Source organism: Thalassospira povalilytica (assembly GCF_002844235.1).
Lineage (GTDB): Bacteria > Pseudomonadota > Alphaproteobacteria > Rhodospirillales > Thalassospiraceae > Thalassospira > Thalassospira povalilytica.
Genome location: NZ_PGTS01000006.1, coordinates 262,117 through 276,805 on the forward strand (window position 1 = coordinate 262,117; position 14,689 = coordinate 276,805).

17 protein-coding genes are annotated in these 14,689 nt (G+C 56.0%); 12 read left to right on the forward strand and 5 right to left on the reverse strand.

The window, feature by feature from the left end; genetic code table 11:
* The first annotated feature begins 51 nt into the window (after window positions 1-51).
* The 9 genes from CU041_RS16615 to CU041_RS20990 all read left to right on the forward strand — a co-directional run bounded on the left by CU041_RS16615 (window position 52) and on the right by CU041_RS20990 (window position 5,071).
* Window positions 52-1,395, forward strand: coding sequence for an RNA polymerase sigma factor (locus CU041_RS16615; RefSeq protein WP_170310285.1), 1,344 nt, complete (start codon window positions 52-54; stop codon window positions 1,393-1,395).
* Between the two features lie 220 nt (window positions 1,396-1,615).
* The gene (locus CU041_RS16620; RefSeq protein ID WP_068518667.1) at window positions 1,616-1,939 is read left to right on the forward strand and encodes a RebB family R body protein; all 324 of its coding nucleotides are present in this window, start codon (window positions 1,616-1,618) and stop codon (window positions 1,937-1,939) included.
* Between the two features lie 236 nt (window positions 1,940-2,175).
* Window positions 2,176-2,511, forward strand: a complete 336-nt coding sequence (locus CU041_RS16625) for a RebB family R body protein (RefSeq protein WP_068518668.1) — start codon at window positions 2,176-2,178, stop codon at window positions 2,509-2,511.
* Between the two features lie 125 nt (window positions 2,512-2,636).
* The gene (locus CU041_RS16630; RefSeq protein ID WP_101247742.1) at window positions 2,637-2,936 is read left to right on the forward strand and encodes a RebB family R body protein; all 300 of its coding nucleotides are present in this window, start codon (window positions 2,637-2,639) and stop codon (window positions 2,934-2,936) included.
* 11 nt (window positions 2,937-2,947) lie between these two features.
* Window positions 2,948-3,241, forward strand: a complete 294-nt coding sequence (locus CU041_RS16635) for a RebB family R body protein (RefSeq protein ID WP_068518670.1) — start codon at window positions 2,948-2,950, stop codon at window positions 3,239-3,241.
* 193 nt (window positions 3,242-3,434) lie between these two features.
* Window positions 3,435-3,659, forward strand: a complete 225-nt coding sequence (locus tag CU041_RS16640; protein WP_068518671.1) for a RebB family R body protein — start codon at window positions 3,435-3,437, stop codon at window positions 3,657-3,659.
* A 111-nt stretch (window positions 3,660-3,770) separates the two neighbouring features.
* On the forward strand, window positions 3,771-4,094 hold the full coding sequence (locus CU041_RS16645; protein WP_101247743.1) for a RebB family R body protein: 324 nt from the start codon (window positions 3,771-3,773) through the stop codon (window positions 4,092-4,094).
* A 59-nt stretch (window positions 4,095-4,153) separates the two neighbouring features.
* Entirely contained in the window at window positions 4,154-4,417 is a 264-nt protein-coding gene (locus CU041_RS16650) for a RebB family R body protein (protein ID WP_068518673.1), read from the forward strand.
* A 75-nt stretch (window positions 4,418-4,492) separates the two neighbouring features.
* Window positions 4,493-5,071, forward strand: a complete 579-nt coding sequence (locus CU041_RS20990; protein WP_233433149.1) for a hypothetical protein — start codon at window positions 4,493-4,495, stop codon at window positions 5,069-5,071.
* An 83-nt stretch (window positions 5,072-5,154) separates the two neighbouring features.
* Here the strand turns inward: CU041_RS20990 and CU041_RS16660 are convergent, their stop codons facing one another.
* The 3 genes from CU041_RS16660 to CU041_RS16670 form a co-directional block, all read right to left on the reverse strand.
* Window positions 5,155-6,459, reverse strand: a complete 1,305-nt coding sequence (locus CU041_RS16660) for an adenylate/guanylate cyclase domain-containing protein (protein ID WP_101247744.1) — start codon at window positions 6,457-6,459, stop codon at window positions 5,155-5,157.
* 381 nt (window positions 6,460-6,840) lie between these two features.
* Complete coding sequence (locus CU041_RS16665) at window positions 6,841-8,463, reverse strand: ATP-binding protein (protein ID WP_101247745.1); 1,623 nt, start codon at window positions 8,461-8,463, stop codon at window positions 6,841-6,843.
* Entirely contained in the window at window positions 8,460-9,185 is a 726-nt protein-coding gene (locus tag CU041_RS16670; protein WP_068518677.1) for a response regulator, read from the reverse strand. The genes CU041_RS16665 and CU041_RS16670 overlap by 4 nt, the downstream gene beginning before the upstream one ends.
* A 206-nt stretch (window positions 9,186-9,391) precedes the next feature.
* On the opposite strand from CU041_RS16670, the gene CU041_RS16675 reads away from it, so the two are divergent.
* A complete protein-coding gene (locus CU041_RS16675) occupies window positions 9,392-10,060 on the forward strand; it encodes a hypothetical protein (protein WP_101247746.1) in 669 nt (222 codons plus the stop codon).
* 198 nt (window positions 10,061-10,258) lie between these two features.
* Entirely contained in the window at window positions 10,259-10,753 is a 495-nt protein-coding gene (locus CU041_RS16680) for a GNAT family acetyltransferase (RefSeq protein WP_101247747.1), read from the forward strand.
* A 29-nt stretch (window positions 10,754-10,782) separates the two neighbouring features.
* Here the strand turns inward: CU041_RS16680 and CU041_RS16685 are convergent, their stop codons facing one another.
* Window positions 10,783-12,576 (reverse strand): Na/Pi cotransporter family protein, encoded by a 1,794-nt coding sequence (locus CU041_RS16685; RefSeq protein ID WP_101247748.1) that lies wholly within the window; start codon window positions 12,574-12,576, stop codon window positions 10,783-10,785.
* A gap of 135 nt (window positions 12,577-12,711) precedes the next feature.
* Here CU041_RS16685 and CU041_RS16690 point away from each other — a divergent pair, with 135 nt between their 5' ends.
* A complete protein-coding gene (locus CU041_RS16690) occupies window positions 12,712-12,981 on the forward strand; it encodes a TfoX/Sxy family DNA transformation protein (protein ID WP_068518680.1) in 270 nt (89 codons plus the stop codon).
* Window positions 12,982-13,002: 21 nt separating this feature from the next.
* Here CU041_RS16690 and glpD read toward each other — a convergent pair whose 3' ends face one another.
* Complete coding sequence (glpD, locus tag CU041_RS16695; protein ID WP_101247750.1) at window positions 13,003-14,547, reverse strand: glycerol-3-phosphate dehydrogenase; 1,545 nt, start codon at window positions 14,545-14,547, stop codon at window positions 13,003-13,005.
* Window positions 14,548-14,689: the final 142 nt, after the last annotated feature.

The following is a 14,689-nucleotide window of genomic DNA, read 5'->3' on the forward strand; positions in this document are numbered from 1 at the left end:
GCACAACTTAATCAGCCTATGGTTGCAATCTATCAACTGGAGGGGTCCATAGTGCAGAACGAAAAAAACAACCAACAGGAAGAGGCGGGCCTGACAGAGGCCGAGCTGCATTTCGTTCAAAGCCTTGATCAAACTCTTAGCCAGGCGATGGAAGATGGCGATAACGTCACTTCCATCTGGTCGCGATTGAAACCCGACCAGCGTGCCCGCATTGCCGAAGATTATCTTAGCAGGCTTGCGGTTACCGACGCGTTGCTTGGCACAAACAGCGAAGCCGGAACCCGAAATCCGGCCCCGCCCGACCGCAACCTTTCAGACAGTTCAGGCACCCCTTCCCTGGCACTGGATGCGGCGTCAATCATTCAGCACGCAGCCCACATTTCCTCTGATCTTACGGCCCCGTCCGAACGGCCGGGGGAAAACCGGTCCGACCTTTCAAACGGACAAACCCCGCCCCGACAATCGCACAATGCCCAGTCCGATGCGCCCCAACCAGCAGCATCCGCCCCGGCCACCAATCGATACACCCCGCCACCGGGCTATCCGGCGGATTTCAATCCGCTTGCCGGTTTCCCGGGGCTGGAACCATCCCGCAACGGCCCGCGCCCGGAAGATATTATCGCAGGCGCCCTGCCGGGTTTTGGCAGCACTTCCGGCCTGTCACCGATGGATGTCTTGCACGGCATTTTGCCGACATCCCCCGAAAGCACTGATCTGCGCCAGCCGGTTCCGGGCATGCGCGATATGCCGCAAACACCGGACACCCCGACCTATCCCCCTGCCCAAGACAGCCCGTCAGAAGATGCCGACAACGCCGCCTGGCCCAATCCGACCCGTGCGCATGAAACCGCACTTGATCCGCAAACAGGCCCCGCGGCACCAAATTTCTGGCCGCTGTGGATCGATCAGCAAGACAGTCTTTTGAAGCAATGTCTGAAACTGATGTCCGGCAATATGGATGACGCCCAGGACGCCCTGTCCGAGGCAATGGTCAAGGCATCGACAAAATTCGAAGATTCCATGGACGAAATCCGCAACCATCGCGCATGGCTGTCGCGTATTGTCCATAACGCCTGCATCGATCTGCATCGTCAGAACCGGCGCAAGGCGGAATATCGCGAAGAAACCCACGGCAGTGCCGATACCCCGGCATCCCCGATGACCGCCCCGGTCATTCCAAGCCCTGAAGAATCATTCCTTGCTGGCGAACAGCTTGACCAGCTTGAAACAGCCTTGATGGCAATGCAGGAAAAACTGCGCAAGCCGCTTTTGATGCGGTGCGTCCAGGATCGCAGTTACGACGAAATTGCCGAAGCATTGGGACTAAGCAATTGCGCCGTGCGCAAACGTGTCCAGTTGGCGCGCGAACATCTCAGAGGGGCAGGCATCCAGTAATCGGCCTGCCTGTCCTGGCCCGGACTGCGCCAACAAGGCACAGCCGGGCATCCCCCGACATCCCCGGGCATCATCGAATGCAAAAAACAACAGATAAAATGAAAAGACGCGTCACAACCCAATATGGCCAACGTCTTTAGACTGAATACGGGACGGCGAAACCCCGTCAGATCACAACAGCAAGCAGCACACAGCACAAGCACACGAAGGAGACTTTACAATGGCGATTCCGACCCCGGTCAATGGTCAGATCACTGATGCAGTCACCCAGGCTAACGTGAAAGTTCTGGGCGACGCCCCGGCAATGGCAATGGGCTCGATCTTCCAGTCCCTCGCACATTCCACCGGCATTCTTTATGAAAACGCCGTCAGCGCACAGCAGCAGATCGGCATCACCTCGCAGGCCGCCACCAACCAGGGCGTCATCCAGATCTATTCGGTCGATACGATGGCAGATTCGGTTGCGACCTCCAAGATTGCCAAAAGCGATGTTCCCGACAACATGCTTTCGCTTCTGACCGCGCTTCAGGCCGTCAAAAGCTGATATCTAATCCCTGTATCCCCAAGCAGGTCTTCATTAAATCGGGCGGTTGCAACCATCAGCGACCGCCCGATTTACGTTGGGGATCCAGGCTGGCCCGCCCCGTCAAGTTTTTCTGCGCTTTGCGTCACAACACCCCGCGGCCCCCGTCAAAAGTCTGACCGCAAGACATGCGGAAAGGGCCGGTTGCGAGGGTCAATTTCCTTCCGGCACTTCTTTAGGCAACCAGGAGATACACAATGGCTGATAACACTCCGGTCAATGGCATGATTACCGACTCAGTCACCCAGGCCAACGTAAAGGTTCTGGGCGATGCGCCGGCAATGGCCATGGGCTCGCTTTACCAGTCGCTGGCGCATTCTCATGGCATTCTCTACGAGAACGCCGTCAGTACCCAGCAACAGGTCGGCATCTCTTCCCAGGCAGCCACCAATCAGGGCGTCATTCAGGTTTATTCTGTCGACACCATGGCTGGTGCGGTTGCAACTTCGAAACTGGCCGCAAGCGACGTGCCCGACAACATGCTGTCGCTTTTGACGGCACTCAAAGCAACGACCGGAACATCCGTGTCGTAATTCCATATTGGTTTCGCCGCCGACCCCGCCCGGCATGCGCAAGCTTGCCGGGCTTTTTCTGTCACAAAGTCGGCGTTCGCACGTCATACCGGTAAGTACAAATTACGCCAGCCAAGGAGACGGACATGCCAGCGACACCATCTGCGCAAGACGGCGACAGTTCACAGCAGACCCAAACGACTGCTGCGGATGAACAGCATCTCTGCGCTGTTTCTGATCAGATCACGGACTGTGTCGCGCTGACCAATGTTGCAACATTGGGGGCCGGGCCGGGTTATGCCGCCCTGCAATCGATGCTTGGTCAGACCCAGTCACAGAACATTTTGATGGCGAACATGGTTTCCGCCCAAAAGCAAAACGCAATGATCGGCATGACCACCATGACCCAAAGCGTGATGCAGATGATGAATCGTCGTAACCAGTAAGGATCACCGTGATGAGCACTCCCAACGAAGTCGACGAACAGATTACCGACAGCGTCACCCAGACCAATACCTCGGTCATTGCCAATGGTCCGGCAATGGGGGCAATGCAATCCTATCTGTCGCAGGCCCAGGCACAGGGCATCCTGTTTGCCAATATGGTCAATGAACAGCAACAGCTTGCCGTTGCCAGCCTTGCAACCACGATGGAGTGCGCCAAGGCCACTCTGTCCGTACAGGACAGCAAACCAAATTTTTTTACACAGGCGCTTCAGGGCAAGGGCCCGAACCCCAACAACAAAAGCTGAGTGGGGAAAGCCCGCTGCCGCCGCCTGAGCAACAGGGCGTCGCGTCCAAGAAAAGCGCGTTCTGGGATGACGAAACCGACTGGGGCGATCTTGACCGGATGTTTCTTGGCAACGGCACCCAGGACGGGGAAGACGGTTCGGACGATACAAACGAACAGTCCCAGGAGTCCGGTGAATAAAAAGAGGACGTACCATGAGTGATATCGTCAATCCGCAAATCACCGATGCCATCACCCAGACCAACGTCAAGGTTCTGGGCGAAAGCCCGGCACAGGCGGTTTCCATTGCCCTGCAATCGCATTCGCATGCAACCGGTCTTGCGATGGAAAACGCCACCCTGACCCAGGGAAACATGCAACAGGTCGTCAATACCGCCACATCGAAACTGGTGGCGCTGATTACCGCCCAGGCCGGCTAACCGACATTTCGCAAGGCTCCCTTTTAAAAAGGCTTTCGAACCCGGTCACAAAACTTCGCATTACGCGTCTAAAGATGTGCGGTCACCCGGACCGCCTTTTCGGAGGATATCATGGCTATTCCAACCCCGGTGAACGGTCAGATTACCGACGCAGTTACCCAAAGCTCGGTCAGTGTTCTTGGATCTGCACCCGCCAATGCGATGGGCTCGATCTATCAAAGTGCCTCACATTCGACTTCGATCCTGTTCCAGAATGCGGTGCAGGCCCAGCAGCAGGCATCGATCTGTTCGCAGGCCGCCACCAATCAGGGCGTGATGCAGCTTTATTCGGTCAATACCATGGCCGGCGCCCAGGCCACCGCCAAACTTGGCCGGTCTGACAACGCCGACGCCTTGTTGACTCTTCTGGTTATTTTGGCAGCAACCCGCCGCTAGGCACCTGACCAGCCCGGTCTTTCTGCGGCCAGGCAACGGTCCAAACATGAGGGCGTGAAATGGCAGACAACACCCCTGTAAATGCACAAATCACGGACGCCGTGACACAGACCAACGTCAAGGTCCTTGGCGAGGCGCCCGCACAGGCCATGGGCCTTGTGTATCAGACGATGGCCCATTCCATCAGTCTGTCGATGCAAAACGCCATGCAAACCCAGGGCGGGCTGCAACAGATTGGCAATGCCGTCACATCAAGCGCGTGTCGCATGATCCTTGACAGTACCGGCGGCGGCATGGGCGGCAAAGGTGGCGGCGGCACCTGATCGGTGCCCGCAGGATCTGATGCCCACGGTTAGTGACAACAACGGCGCATTCATTCGCCCCGCAAGAGGTTCATGATGGCAGACGACGACAACACCAATCCCGACGCATCCAAAACCACAGATGCCGACAAAAACGCCGATACCGGTCAGGACAGCCAAAAGAACGGAAATCCGCCCGCCGGCGAAAATGACGGCGCAAAAGCCGCCGGTGATAAATCCGCAGGCGACAAATCCGCAGGCGGTGGATCGGGCGATGATGGTGACAATTCTGACAAGGGCGGTTCAGGCAACACAAACAACACCCCGCCGCTCAGCACCGCACTCAATCCCCAGATCGTTCAGGCAGTGGGCACCACAAACCATGCGGTTCTGAACGGGGCATTTCCCGGTGCAAACGGCGTTGCCTATCAGAAAGTCGCCCAGGCCGCAGCCTATGCGGTTCAGGATTCCACCGATTATCTGCGCAATATCATGTCGATGGCATCTGCCACGACCGGTGTCGCCATGCAACAGATGCTGGTCAAAAAGGAAGTGTCGCCCTATGCCGATATCATCAAGGCTGCGACACAGGCGGTAACTGATGCCCAAAAGACATTTTCCAATGTCGGTGAATCAGCAAGCAGCGTTGTGAAGGATTTCGACAGTCTTGCCTGACAACGTTCCATCCGGGGAAAAAGACAAAGGCCAGTTCATCACACGGATGTACCGGCCTTTTTCATGTTCGCATTCGGGCGGGCCTAGCCCGCGCGCATCAGTTCGATCCGGTGGCAGGCTTCGGCGAAATCCGGGGCAAACAGTTTGACGCTGACACCGGTTCCTTGCAGTTCATAAGCCCCCATTTCCTGTGTCGGACAGGAAATGAACCGCGCGACGGTCTGACTGACCAGAACACGTTTGCCAAGCTGCTTGGTCAGTTGTTCGATCCGGGCGGCTTCGTTGGCGGCCTGCCCGACCACGGTGAAATCAACGCGTTCGGACACACCGACATTGCCGTAAATCACATCACCGACATGCATGCCCAGTCCGTAATCAAAGGGCGGCTTGCCTTCTTCTTCGCGCTTGGCATTCAGGCTATCGATATTGATCTGGGCTTCGGCGGCGGCATAAAGGGCCGCAAGACAGGCTGTTTCAAGATTGTTTTCATCATCGCCGATCGGGAAAATCGCCAAGGTCGCATCCCCGATATAGCGCAACACCTGCCCGCCATGTTTAAGCACCGCCCCCGCGGTTGCGGAAAAGAAATCATTCATTTCACCCAGAAAGGCATCATCGCCAACATGGGTGGCAATCGAGGTCGAATTGCGCATGTCCGAAAACCAGATCACCGCCCGGGTTTTGGTGCTGTCACCAAGTTTGATCTGACCGTTGCGCACCCGCGCACCGGCATCAGATCCCAGATAGGTTTCAAGAATGGTGCTGGTTTCTTCGTGGTTGATCCGCATTTTGCACGACACGGCAAAGCGGCGCTGGATACCCGACAGAATTGCCAGATCCTCGTCCGAGAAACCGCTGGGTCGACGCGTAAGATAGGTCATGAAGATGCGGTTGCTATCAAGCGTGCTGTCGCGGTCTGTGACAAACGGTGTCATCAGTGCGTAATAGTCCGTACCACGATTGCGGCGGAAACTTTCAAGAACCGGGAAATCGATCACCGAACTTGGCCCGATCAGATGGCGGCGCATGAAGCTGACATCGTTATCAAGCATCCATTTCATCGGACTTTCGGCCCAATCCTGATCCTGATCGCCAACCCCCATATGGGTTGAGCGTTCGACCTGACCGCTTTCCTTGTTCCAGATATAGGAAACCCCTTCGTAAAGGGGATGAAGCGTTTTGAAAGCAACCATGACACGGTCAATCGGAATGCCCGATGCGACAAGGCGACTGACCATACCAGCAAGAAGTTCGCTGATGTCGGTATCATCAAGCGCGCATTCCATCAGCCAGTCATTGACCGAACGCACAAAACCGCGCGCGGCCTGGGCCGAATTGGTCCCTGGCAGCGACGTCACGACCGCTGAATCCTGCTGGTTATTGTTCATTGTTCGCTCCGTCCGTTTACACGCTTATTTTTGCATCGCCAGGGTTGCACTTCATCCAAAGACCAGATTGATCGCCAAACTGTTTGATCCGACCTGCTTGAAACCTGTCGGCCGTCAAAGCCGTGTTTTGCCCGGATGCACCGGTTTTATCGCGGGCACGCACAGCATCCTATCATCTTTTGACGGCTCTGACGTCATCTTTGCCATTGGATCAAGTGCAAACCCTACATAGAACAGCAATGCCAATTCGCAATTATTGATTTGGAAACAATCTATTTCCCGGCACACAAATGACTATTGGTCATTAAAAACGCAAGGGCAAATTGTCAAAAATTCTTAACCCTCTGAAACCGCTTGGACTACCGGCTGCCTGATCGTGATTTACACCCCGGTTTCGGTTCGGGCCGGAGGCAGATAGATACGGGCCAGAAGCCCGCCTTTTGGCGCATCTTCAAGATATATCTCCCCGCCATGGGCCCGGATCGCTGTTCGCGCGATTGCCAGACCAAGCCCGATACCGCCAGTGTCACGATTGCGTGATTCTTCAAGCCGGAAGAACGGTTCAAACACCTGTTCGCGTTTTTCGACCGGAATGCCCGGCCCGTCATCGGCAATTTCAATCCATAAACCGCCATCATCGGCATCACACACGGTCACTTCGACATGCTTGCCAAATCGCAGGGCATTGGACACCAGATTGCCAAAGGCCCGTTTGACCGATAGCGGTCGACAGGGATAAACCCGTGCCGCCCCATCCCCGACAAATGATATCGCCCGCCCGGTTTCGGCCAGATCTTCGACCGCGGATTCCACAAGTGCGGTCATGTCGATCTTGCGGGTGTCCTCGTTTGCCGTTTCCTCACGGGCAAAGGCCATCGCGGCTTCGACCATTTGCTCCATCTCATCAAGCGTTTCGATGATCCGCGCCCGGTTTTCAGGGTCGTCGACGAATTCGGCCCGCAGTCGAAGCGACGTGATCGGTGTACGCAAATCATGTGAAATCGCCGCAAGCATGCGTGTGCGATCCTCGACAAAACGTTTGAGACGCGCTGTCATGCGGTTGAAGGCCTTGGCCGCCCGCCGGATTTCAATCGGCCCGGTTTCAGGCACCGGTTCGGGATAATCGCCGCGCCCCACCCGATCAGCCGCACGCGCCAAAAGCGCCCAGGACCGGGAAATCCGCCGGGTGATAAAGAATGTGATCACGGCAATGACAAGGGCCGACAAGGCAACTCGCAACACATTGTCAAAAACAAACCAGGGCGGGGGCATCACCCCGCCAATCATCGCTTCAAGCCAGACTTGCGGCCGGGCGTTATCCGCACGGTTTTGCAGGGGCTCGGTTGTGGTCGGGGCATCATCAATCATGCCGTCTTCCGACGTTGATCCGACCGCGGTGAAAATCGGCACGGCGATCTGCATCACCGGTGCGACATGGCAATCAAACCGTTCCATATAGCGCAATTCCCAAGGAGCTGCGCGGTCGTCATGGAAATGATAATCGCCATTTTTGCCCGATGGACGTGCCGGGTTCTGATCGCGTTTCTGATCAAGAAAGGCTTCCTTGGCGTTGCGCAATGTTTTGCGTTCGCGCCAGCATTCGTCTTCGGTCAGGATTTCCACCCGGGCGGGCACAGGTGCCTGCGTTCCCGAACCGGTGGCAAGGAATTCATTCAACCGGCTGGTCAGGCTGTCGGGAATATGCCCGTCCGAGGCCACGACCCCGGTCTCTTCAACCAGCCGCAAACGGGTTTGCGGTGACTGGGCAACCCGCAGCACATCACGCCAGTTTTCATGCGGCGTGGTGGTCAGAATGCGCGAAATCGCCGCCACACGCGACAGCGCATTGCCCCGGCGTTCGGATGCCAGCGCATCACGACGTTCATCGGCCAGCATCACGCCCAGCACGATATGGGTCAGAATGATCGCGCCCAGCAACAGACAGACAAGCTGTGCCGTCAGGCTTTGCGGCCAAAGACGTTTAAGCAGGCGGCGCTTGGTCATTTTTCGACCACCTCGCAGGTGAACATATAACCGCCACCCCAGACCGTTTTGATCAGGGTCGGATTTTTTGCATCTGCCTCGATTTTCTTGCGCAGGCGACTGACCTGATTATCGATGCTGCGATCAAACGGTACGGCTTCGCGCCCGCGCGTCAGATCCAGCAACTGATCCCGGTTAAGCACCATGTTGGGATGTTCGACAAAGGCGCACAGCAACCCGTATTCCCCGGCACTCAGCGGCAGCACCACGTCATTGGCATCGCGCAATTCGTGCCGTGTCCGATCCAGAACCCAGCGGTCAAACCGTACTTCACCGCCCGGAAGCGGCCCCTTGCGCCCGACAGGAAGACTTTGCGCCCGGCGCATCACCGCCTTGATCCGGGCTAACAATTCACGCGGGTTGAACGGCTTTGCCAGATAATCATCCGCCCCCATTTCAAGCCCGATGATCCGGTCGGTTTCTTCGCCAAGTGCCGTCAGCATCACCACCGGCACATCATAATTTTCACGCAGCCAGCGGCACAGGCTAAGCCCGTCTTCGCCCGGCATCATAAGATCAAGAACAATCAGATCAGGCGAAACATCATCAGCCATCATCTTGCGCAACTCGCGCCCGTCCGATGCCAGCGACACCCGGTATTCGTGCTGACGCAAATAACGCCCCAGCAAATCGCGAATATCGCGGTGGTCATCGACAACAAGAATGTGGGGCTGGTCGCTCATATGCGGTCCTGTCATTGCAACGGTGTTCTCAGCTTACCTTAGCGCGTTGGCATTTGGGGCAAAAACGCCAATTTGTATCAAATTGTCGCATTTCCCGGTTTTGGCAAATGTTGCGACCAATTTGATGTTTACCGGGGATCATTTCGCGACAATCATCGGTGATAACGGACCTCAGCAAACGATCCCCCAACGACACGAGGTTTACGATGAAACGTAACAACAAACTCAAACTTGCAGCTGTCCTGATCGCATCTGGCGTGATCGCAACCCCGATTGCCGCCGCCCAGGCCGGTCAAGGTGGTTACGGCGGCCATGGTGGCCCCGGTGAATGGTCCATGTTTGGTGGTGATCATCATGGTGGCAAATTTGATGGCGACCGCGGTGATCATCGCAAAGGCGGAAAATTCGACCGCGAAAATCGCGAACGCGCAGTTCCCCTGACCCCGGCCGAAGCGCGCATTCTGATTGATGCCATGCTGCTTAAAACCGGCACGATCGACCTTAAGACCGGTGATGCCCTGATGGCAGAAGAACCGGGCAAGATCGACGTCCTTGTAGTCAATGCACAAGGCGGCGTGGTCGAAGTGGTCAAGTTTGATGCCAAAACCGGGCGCATGGACCGTGATGAACGTCATGATTTGCGCAAATTGTTGCCGCGCCCGGACAAGGCCGAACGTTACAACCGCAAATTCACCGCCGATCAGATGAACCTTCTGGCCAGTGCGATGGTGATCCGGTTTGGCAATGGTGAACTGAAACTGGGCGGCCTGGCTGAAACGCCGCGCGGCACCTATACCGCGACCGTAACCAACCAGGCCGGCGACATCGTTCGTGAAATGGAACTCAGCAGCGTGACCGGCCGCCCGATCAGCTAAGCCGCACGCAGATAACGACCCCACCCCGGTCCGGGGCCTTCATTCCCAACCGATGCTCCGGACTTCCCCAGCGCCCCCAAGGTTTCCCCCTTGGGGGCGTTTCCTTTTTTACATTGATCTGTAACGGTTTTGCATTTGACCGCCATTGATAACGCCCCCATTGTTGCCAATTAGAAACTGCGCCCCGAAAGAACCACCATGACAACCACGGCCCAAACAAACCAAACTCCCGCCCCCGCAGCCATTCCCAAAACCGCCCCAAGAACCGCAACCCTGGAAGACATTCCCGCCCTTACGCAGCTTTGGCAGGATACCGGGCTTTATCGCCCCTATAACCCGCCGGCATGGGATGTGCGATTTGCGATCGAGGCAACGGACGCGACACTTTTCGTCTGGGAAGATAACAGCAATAACATCATCGGTTCGGTAATGGCCGGTCATGATGGTCATCGTGGCTGGGTATATTATCTGGCGGTTGCCCCGTCCGTTCAGAAATCGGGACTTGGCCGCAAATTGATGGATATCGGCGAAGGCTGGTTGCGCGATCAGGGCGTCTGGCGCATGCAATTGATGGTGCGTTCGGAAAACAGCAGGACACAGGATTTCTATCGCCATCTTGGCTATCGCGCGCTTGATGTCACGGTCATGCAAAAGGACATCGACACCCCGCCGATCGAACGCCCGGAACTGTAACCGGGCGGTTTGACCCGACCAAACCGTGATCAGAATGTTTCAGGCAATGTGACTGTTGGCGGTGATTGCCCATCATCGCCAGCAGCCTTGTGCCCGTCGAGCCCCGAAATCGTGACATGGGCGATGCGGCATGCCCGCTGAAACAGCCGGTTGATCCGTTCAACCAGTGCAACATTGATGCGATAACACCGGATATCGACATCGCGCGGCCCGATCGCGTCGCTGATCCGGTGCAATGTCACTTCCATCTTTGCGCCAAATTCCTGATCACGGGCCAAAACCGCCCTTGCGGTTTCCATATCATCCCCCGAATAGGCAGTCAGCGCCTGTTTCAGACAGTTTTCGGCAATTTCAAACAGTTCCGTGATCTGGGCCCGGCGTTCTTCGGACGGGATCTGGCGCAAATCCATCAGCTCGGAAACCAGTTCGACCATTTCCTCGGCGACAAGATCGCCAACCGCCTCAAGATGGTTACTGACTTCAAGCTCGTTCTGAAGCCGGTCAAGTTCACCGGGCAAAAGTTCGGATCGGCGCATTTTGCTGGCAAACAGGGCAATCGCGTCCTGCAGACTGTCCACCCCGTCGTCAAGTTCGGCAATTCTTTGCAATTTCTTGCTGGTCGGCTTGCGCATGTTTTCGCGCCCGCGGCGCACCACATCGGTCACGATATCGCCCATATGGATGACCTCGTTGCGCAACAGCGCAATCGCGGCGGCCGGTGTATTGGTGACTTCTGCCATCAGATATTTCGGGCTGGGATCAAGGGGCGGATCAATCACCGTTTCCGGTGGCACGATCTTTTCGATCAGACGGGCAATCCATGGCACAAAGGCGATCATAAGGATCACATTGGCAATATTGAAAATACTGTGCGCATTGGCGATTTCGCGTGCGATATCGGTTTGCCCGCCATTGGTCGCAAATGAAATATCCGTCACAAATTCGGACAATTGCCCAATAAACGGCAGCCACAAGAAAACACCACCAACATTGAACAGAACATGGCCGATGGCGGTACGCAGGGCATCGCGCCCCTTGCCGATTGTCACCAGAAGTGCCGTGACACAGGTGCCGATATTCGCCCCGAAAATAAGGGCAATACCGCCATCAAGTGTCACAAGCCCCTGCCCGGCAAGAACGATGATAATGCCGGTCGTCGCCGCACTGGATTGAACAAGGGCGGTAAAGAATGCCGCAACAATGATTGCCAGAACCGGGTTTTGCATCTCGGCCATCAGATCGATGAAGGGCGGATAGGTGCGAAGCGGCTCCATCGCATCGCTCATCATGCCCATGCCGAAAAACAGCATCCCGGTGCCAAGGATCGCCTTGCCCGCCATCGCAACGCGTTTGCGGGTTGCCATCATGGTCAGTCCAAACCCGATGGCCATCACCAGCGGCGCAATCGCATCAACCCGAAAGGCAATGATCTGCGCGGTCAGGGTGCTGCCGACATTGGCCCCCATGATCACGGCAATCGACTGGGCAAAGGGCATCAGGCCCGCGGACACAAAGCCCACCACCAAAACGGTGGTCACACTTGACGACTGAACAAGACCGGTAACCAGTGCGCCCGAAAGAACCGCCATAAAGCGGTTGCGCGTCATTTTCGACAGGATAAATCGCAACCGCGCCCCGGCAAGGGTCTTGAGCGCGCTTGCCAGATGATCCATCCCGTAAAGAAACAGTGCCAGCCCGCCAACCAGCCCGACCATCATCGCCCCGGTTTCCAGCGGCACAAAATCGTCTGCGGCCTGTGCGACCGGAATGATCAAAAGAAGCAGGATCGCACTTGCGATAACGGGTTTGAACAAGGCTGTCATCAGGGGACCGGTCAGGGTAATCGGTTGAAAACAAACCGACCATACAGCAGATTATTCACACTGTCAGGTGCCAGCACGACCAGTGAAGACATGCCCAACGCGATGTGCACGCACAACCCCGAACAAAGGAAAACCATGCGCAATATCGGTCCGACATCGTCACGTGAACTGCGCGAAATCGGGATTGAAAACCGCGATCAGCTTATCGCGACCGGCATCGTCGAAGTCACGCGCCGCCTGCTGTTTCGCTTTGGCGGTGAAAGGAAAATCAGCCTGAACTACCTTTATGCGCTTGAAGGTGCGATCCATGACCGGGACTGGCGCGATATCACGCCTGCCCGCAAACAGGAACTGCGCGCGTTACTCGACACATTGCGTGAAGAACTGTCAAACGCGCAGTCCTGATATCCGCCTTCGAAGCCCGCACTATTCGGCGGCGACCGATCTGGGATCGGCGTCGATCTGTGCCAGACGGTTTTCAAGCGCGGCAATCTGTTCGGAAGACAGGCGCAAACCAAGCTTGGACCGCCGCCAGATCAGGTCATCAATCTTGCGCACCCATTCATGATCAATCAGATAGCGCAATTCGGCTTCATACAGGTCATGGCCGTAACAGACACCAAGATCATCGATCTTTGTCGCAGTACCGATGATCATGTCGATGCGTGTGCCATATGCGCGCAACAGGCGCTTTAACAGGCGGTGATCCATCCAGTCATATCGTTTGGCATAATGGGCAAATGCATCATCAAAGGATGCATTGGGGAAATCCCCACCCGGAAGCGGTTCTTTGGCCGTCCAGGGCGCATCGCGGGTGCCAAGCTGACGGGTAATGATCTGAAGCGCATGTTCGGCAAGCTTGCGATAGGTGGTAATTTTACCGCCAAAAACATGCAAGGCCGGGGCTGCACCACTATCGGCTTCGAGTTTCAGGGTATAGTCACGCGACACCTTGGACGCATTTTCACTTTCGCCATTGCCGGCATAAAGCGGCCGCACCCCGGAATAGGTCCAGACGACATCGTCGGATGCCACTTTCTTTTTGAAATAGCCGCTGGCCAGTTTGCACAGATAATCGATTTCGTTCTGATCAATTTTAACCTTGGCCGGATCGCCGGTGAAATCAACATCGGTGGTGCCAATCAGGGTAAAGTCATCCTGATAGGGAATGGCAAAGACAATGCGCCCGTCGCCATTCTGGAAAATATAGCAATAATCATGATCAAACAGCTTGGGCACCACAATGTGACTGCCCTTGACCAAGCGGATATTGGCGCAGGTTTTTGATTGCACCACACCATTGTCCGGATTGATCAGATCGGCACACCACGGGCCCGCCGCATTGACCAGCATCCGCCCGGAAACCTGGCGTTCCTGACCGTTTTGCTGATCACGCAGGGAAACCTGCCAGTGCCCGTCGGTCTGTTTTGCGCCGACGCATTCGGTCCGGGTCAGGATTTCAGCCCCGCAATTTTTGGCATCAATGGCATTGAGAACCACCAGACGGGCATCATCAACCCAGCAATCGGAATAGACAAAGCCCTTGGTCATCCCGTCTCGCAGCGGTGCACCGGAAACGTGATTGGCAAATGAAATGCCTTCGGATGCCGGAAGCTTTTTACGGCCGCCAAGATGGTCATACAGGAACAAGCCAAGGCGGATCATCCAGGCCGGACGCAAATCATCGCGATGCGGCAGAACAAAGCGCAACGGCCAGATGATATGCGGTGCATTGCCAAGCAACACTTCACGTTCGGTCAACGCTTCGCGCACCAGACGGAATTCATAATGTTCGAGATAGCGCAACCCGCCATGGATCAGCTTGGTGCTGGCCGATGATGTTGCACTGGCAAGATCATCCTTTTCACACAGCAAAACCTTAAGTCCGCGCCCCGCCGCATCACGCGCAATACCGGCACCGTTGATGCCGCCACCAATAATGATCAGATCGTAATGTGCAGTCTCAGCCATGCGGGGCCTCTTTCAGCAAAAAGGAATCTCTTTCCCTCTAAAATATTTCATTTACGAAAATTTTCAAGTTTCGAATTGTGACATTTATTCGACGCAGCCATGTCCGAGAAACATGCCACCGCCACATTGACCCGGACAGCCA

Bases quoted from the DNA above. Each gene is read 5' to 3' on its own strand.
- CU041_RS16620 (WP_068518667.1), top strand. From the start codon at position 1,616: ATGGCGATTCCGACCCCGGTCAATGGTCAGATCACTGATGCAGTCACC.
- CU041_RS16625 (WP_068518668.1), top strand. From the start codon at position 2,176: ATGGCTGATAACACTCCGGTCAATGGCATGATTACCGACTCAGTCACC.
- CU041_RS16630 (WP_101247742.1), top strand. From the start codon at position 2,637: ATGCCAGCGACACCATCTGCGCAAGACGGCGACAGTTCACAGCAGACC.
- CU041_RS16635 (WP_068518670.1), top strand. From the start codon at position 2,948: ATGAGCACTCCCAACGAAGTCGACGAACAGATTACCGACAGCGTCACC.
- CU041_RS16640 (WP_068518671.1), top strand. From the start codon at position 3,435: ATGAGTGATATCGTCAATCCGCAAATCACCGATGCCATCACCCAGACC.
- CU041_RS16645 (WP_101247743.1), top strand. From the start codon at position 3,771: ATGGCTATTCCAACCCCGGTGAACGGTCAGATTACCGACGCAGTTACC.
- CU041_RS16650 (WP_068518673.1), top strand. From the start codon at position 4,154: ATGGCAGACAACACCCCTGTAAATGCACAAATCACGGACGCCGTGACA.
- CU041_RS20990 (WP_233433149.1), top strand. From the start codon at position 4,493: ATGGCAGACGACGACAACACCAATCCCGACGCATCCAAAACCACAGAT.
- CU041_RS16660 (WP_101247744.1), bottom strand. From the start codon at position 6,459: ATGAACAATAACCAGCAGGATTCAGCGGTCGTGACGTCGCTGCCAGGG.
- CU041_RS16665 (WP_101247745.1), bottom strand. From the start codon at position 8,463: ATGACCAAGCGCCGCCTGCTTAAACGTCTTTGGCCGCAAAGCCTGACG.
- CU041_RS16670 (WP_068518677.1), bottom strand. From the start codon at position 9,185: ATGAGCGACCAGCCCCACATTCTTGTTGTCGATGACCACCGCGATATT.
- CU041_RS16675 (WP_101247746.1), top strand. From the start codon at position 9,392: ATGAAACGTAACAACAAACTCAAACTTGCAGCTGTCCTGATCGCATCT.
- CU041_RS16680 (WP_101247747.1), top strand. From the start codon at position 10,259: ATGACAACCACGGCCCAAACAAACCAAACTCCCGCCCCCGCAGCCATT.
- CU041_RS16685 (WP_101247748.1), bottom strand. From the start codon at position 12,576: ATGACAGCCTTGTTCAAACCCGTTATCGCAAGTGCGATCCTGCTTCTT.
- CU041_RS16690 (WP_068518680.1), top strand. From the start codon at position 12,712: ATGCGCAATATCGGTCCGACATCGTCACGTGAACTGCGCGAAATCGGG.
- glpD (WP_101247750.1), bottom strand. From the start codon at position 14,547: ATGGCTGAGACTGCACATTACGATCTGATCATTATTGGTGGCGGCATC.